This is a genomic window from Aquirufa avitistagni (assembly GCF_042715545.1).
Taxonomy (GTDB): Bacteria; Bacteroidota; Bacteroidia; order Cytophagales; family Spirosomataceae; genus Aquirufa; species Aquirufa avitistagni.
The window spans coordinates 1-212 of record NZ_JBBKXZ010000014.1 but is presented as its reverse complement, the minus strand read 5'-3'; the positions used below and the strand labels follow the sequence as shown (position 1 = coordinate 212).

1 protein-coding gene is annotated in these 212 nt (G+C 48.1%); it reads left to right on the top strand.

Translation table 11 applies throughout. The features are described from left to right. Positions 1-212 (top strand): hypothetical protein (locus U0R10_RS11390; protein WP_377984096.1); only part of this gene is annotated, 212 nt, incomplete at both ends.

Below are 212 nucleotides of genomic sequence, written 5' to 3'. Positions count from 1 at the left end.
CGACTGGTCAGAACACGAATACGTTGAAGGGTTTGACTGTTACGAGTGGAGGAGAGGTTCAGTTCAATTCGGGGTTAACGATGCGTTTATCGACGAGTTACGTTAGTTATGTGGGGTATGATTTGACTGTGAATGCGGGAGGTAGTGTACGCATAGGAGGGGTATTGGATGTGGGGAGTTGGGATAATAATAGCATCAGGAATCCTGGCCGC